This is a genomic window from Bacillus sp. AFS059628 (assembly GCF_002571225.1).
GTDB lineage: Bacteria > Bacillota > Bacilli > Bacillales > Bacillaceae_G > Bacillus_A.
On the sequence record NZ_NVEC01000114.1, the window covers coordinates 1 to 3,036 of the forward strand.

Genomic DNA, 3,036 nt, shown 5'->3' on the forward strand with positions numbered 1-3,036 from the left:
CCTTGAGGTCCGGTAGCGCCAGTAGCGCCCGTGTTACCTTGAGGTCCAGTAGCGCCGGCTGGCCCAGTAGGTCCAGTAGGTCCTTGAATGAATGAAGCAGAATTAACTAGAGCGGTTTGTAATGCTGCTATTAATTTAAGAAGCTCTTGAAGTGTGCAAGGGTCAATTCGGAATAGTTTTGTAATAGATAGTAAATAATTAATTAGATTTTGAAGTTCGATAAATACAGCGCTTGCTACGAAAGTTGGATTTTTTAATATAGTTATTAAGTTTTTAATAATAGCTAACCCTTGTGCTTTCAGGGAGGAAGTAGCGTCTAGTGAACAAATAAATTTACTTAGTAGGTTCAATGTATCGATTAGATCTTCAATATTCTGGGGAGATGGATTTGCGAAAAGTTTTGGGATTATTTTTGTTAAATCGATAATGATTGCGCGAAATGTTCTAAGTTGTGCCTTAGTAACTGGGATTGAGGGGGTATTTGGGATTCGTCCAGCGCTACTTGGAAAGCATGGTTTGGAGAATTTGTTTTGACTGTCGTCATAACGAGACATTAAATCTCTCCTTTCTAATGAGAATGTGAATGAAACTCATCATAGTAGATGCAAAAATTAGTTAAATGGTCATAGTAAAATCGTTTGTTTGAAGAAAAAATAGAAAAAACGCCTTANNTAAGGCGTTTTTTCTATTTTCTGCGTATTGATAATATCGTTTTAGTGAAATCTTTGATTTGAACCCAGCTAGCTTTATAATTTCTGATTCCGGAGTTTCTTTTTTTATTAAGTTTAAAATATAGGTGTTACGAAAGTGTTGTCCTGAGATTCCTTTGCGTAAATTAGCTCTAGACACTTCAAGTCGAATCATTTTTTGGATAGCGATTTCTGTTAATCCCTTTGGTGCATCATTTTCGTATACCCATCTGTATGTTCCGCGATTAAAATCGAATGCGACAAATAATGGGTCATTACTATGGTATTTTGGACGAACGGGTTCAGGGATACTTTTGTAATAAGTATATAGTTGTTTTTTGTCTTCGTGGGTTAATGTAATTGTTCTTTCTACCCCTGCGGTTGCTGGGATAGATAATGTGTTAGTTTCAAAGTGGACGTTATGCATAGTTAATGCTGTAAGTTCCTGTAAGGATAATCCATAGTCAATTAGTAAATTCAAAATAGCGATATTACGATCCATCAATAAAGGACGTACAGGACGTTGTTTTTCTGAAAGTCCTTCTAATGAAGTGACTATATGTTTTAATCTTTTTTCTTCATCAGATGAAATGAAATCTTCATTGCGGAGTGTGCGGTCTGGTTGAATAGAAATTTCCATGTTCTTTAATGGGTTAGGAATGTTTAGAAAGTGATGCATTCTATTTAATACAATAAATACACGGTGCATCGTTTTTTCTGAGTAATGTCGATTCATTTTTAAGTCGGAAAAGTAATCTTCGTAGTCTTTTGTACAAAGTGTAGCCCATATATTACTGGAAGGGAGCTTTTTGTTTTTTTCTAACCAATGTCCGAAATCTTCAATGTCATAAACATAACGTTTAATGGTTGAAGGTTTTCGGCCTTTATTCAATAAAAAAATAGAAAAGGCTTGTATTGTATCATGGAATTCCGTTGTCTCCATAGTCCCACCACCTTCATTATTTCTTTTATTATAGCAAACTTTTCTGAAAATAGTCATTTGCAAGGGAGACAAGAATAATAATATTTGGTGAGTGGATAAAATGAGGTGATTGTATGGAACAATCGATGCGAAAGAAAAATAATAATCAAATTAACATTGTGTTAAATCATCGAAAGAAAATTTCTTTACCGGCCGCAGAAAATAAAACGGAAATCTCAAGTGAAACTACTACGAAACATGAAATGCTGCAAAGAATTGAAGAAGAGATGGGAAAGCTTGTTGGGATGGATGATATAAAGAAGATAATAAAAGAAATATATGCTTGGATTTATGTGAATAAAAAAAGACAAGAAATAGGATTGAAGTCTGAGAAACAAGTACTTCATATGTTATTTAAAGGGAATCCAGGTACAGGGAAGACAACTGTTGCTAGAATGATAGGGAAATTGTTATTTGAGATGAATATTCTATCAAAAGGGCACTTAGTTGAAGCTGAACGTGCGGATCTTGTAGGAGAGTACATCGGTCATACAGCTCAAAAGACAAGAGATTTAATAAAAAAAGCGATGGGAGGGATTTTGTTTATTGATGAGGCGTATTCATTAGCCCGAGGAGGAGAAAAAGATTTTGGAAAAGAAGCAATTGATACGCTCGTAAAACATATGGAAGATAAACAACACGGGTTTGTGTTGATTTTAGCAGGTTATTCAAGAGAGATGAATCATTTTCTTTCATTGAATCCAGGACTGCAATCCCGTTTTCCATTTATAATTGAGTTTGCGGATTACTCAGTAAATCAACTGTTAGAAATAGGGAAGAGGATGTATGAAGAACGTGAATATCAGTTATCGAAAGAGGCTGAATGGAAATTTAGAGATCATTTACATGCTGTAAAGTATTCGTCGCAAATTACATCGTTTAGTAATGGGCGATACGTCCGGAATATTGTTGAAAAATCGATTCGTACACAAGCCATGCGGTTGTTGCAAGAGGATGCGTACGATAAATATGATTTGATTGGAATATCAAGTAGTGATTTGATGCTTGAAGAGGAGACGCACAGTACGTAAACTGTGCGTCTGTTTTTTCTGTATTAAGTGCTTTTATTATTTTTTTGCTTTTTCTTGATAAGATTTATGGAAGTGTTCCATTTTAGTGCTTTTTTCGTGTGCAGAAGTAGGGTCATGTCCAATTTGTCCTACTGAGCTTTTTTGAGCCCCTTTATTCACGTGGTTTGTCATTTGTATTCACCTCACTTTGAGAATTAGTATAAACATTATGTAAAGAAAAACTCATTAGAAAAGAAAAAGAGGTTGTCCCAAAAGGTCGTTAAAAACGAACTTTTGGAGACAACTTCTTTTGTTTTACCTTTATATGGATAAAACCCCCAATCATAAGTAGAAA

At 34.8% G+C, this 3,036-nt stretch carries 4 protein-coding genes; 1 reads left to right on the forward strand and 3 read right to left on the reverse strand.

From position 1 onward, the window contains the following. Positions 1-554: collagen-like protein (locus tag COL05_RS29080; RefSeq protein WP_142337719.1), on the reverse strand; the 554-nt coding region annotated here is incomplete at its 3' end. Positions 555-615: 61 nt separating this feature from the next. Next, a complete protein-coding gene (locus tag COL05_RS29085; RefSeq protein ID WP_098671124.1) occupies positions 616-1,632 on the reverse strand; it encodes a tyrosine-type recombinase/integrase in 1,017 nt (338 codons plus the stop codon). Between the two features lie 113 nt (positions 1,633-1,745). Here COL05_RS29085 and spoVK point away from each other — a divergent pair, with 113 nt between their 5' ends. Beyond that, positions 1,746-2,702 (forward strand): stage V sporulation protein K, encoded by a 957-nt coding sequence (gene spoVK, locus COL05_RS29090; protein ID WP_061658077.1) that lies wholly within the window; start codon positions 1,746-1,748, stop codon positions 2,700-2,702. Between the two features lie 36 nt (positions 2,703-2,738). Here the strand turns inward: spoVK and COL05_RS32120 are convergent, their stop codons facing one another. Further along, on the reverse strand, positions 2,739-2,873 hold the full coding sequence (locus tag COL05_RS32120) for a hypothetical protein (protein WP_257152612.1): 135 nt from the start codon (positions 2,871-2,873) through the stop codon (positions 2,739-2,741). Between the last annotated feature and the right edge of the window lie 163 nt (positions 2,874-3,036).

What these genes read in the sequence shown, in the direction of transcription:
- spoVK (WP_061658077.1), top strand. Translation starts at nt 1,746, where the DNA reads ATGGAACAATCGATGCGAAAGAAAAATAATAATCAAATTAACATTGTG.
- COL05_RS32120 (WP_257152612.1), bottom strand. Translation starts at nt 2,873, where the DNA reads ATGACAAACCACGTGAATAAAGGGGCTCAAAAAAGCTCAGTAGGACAA.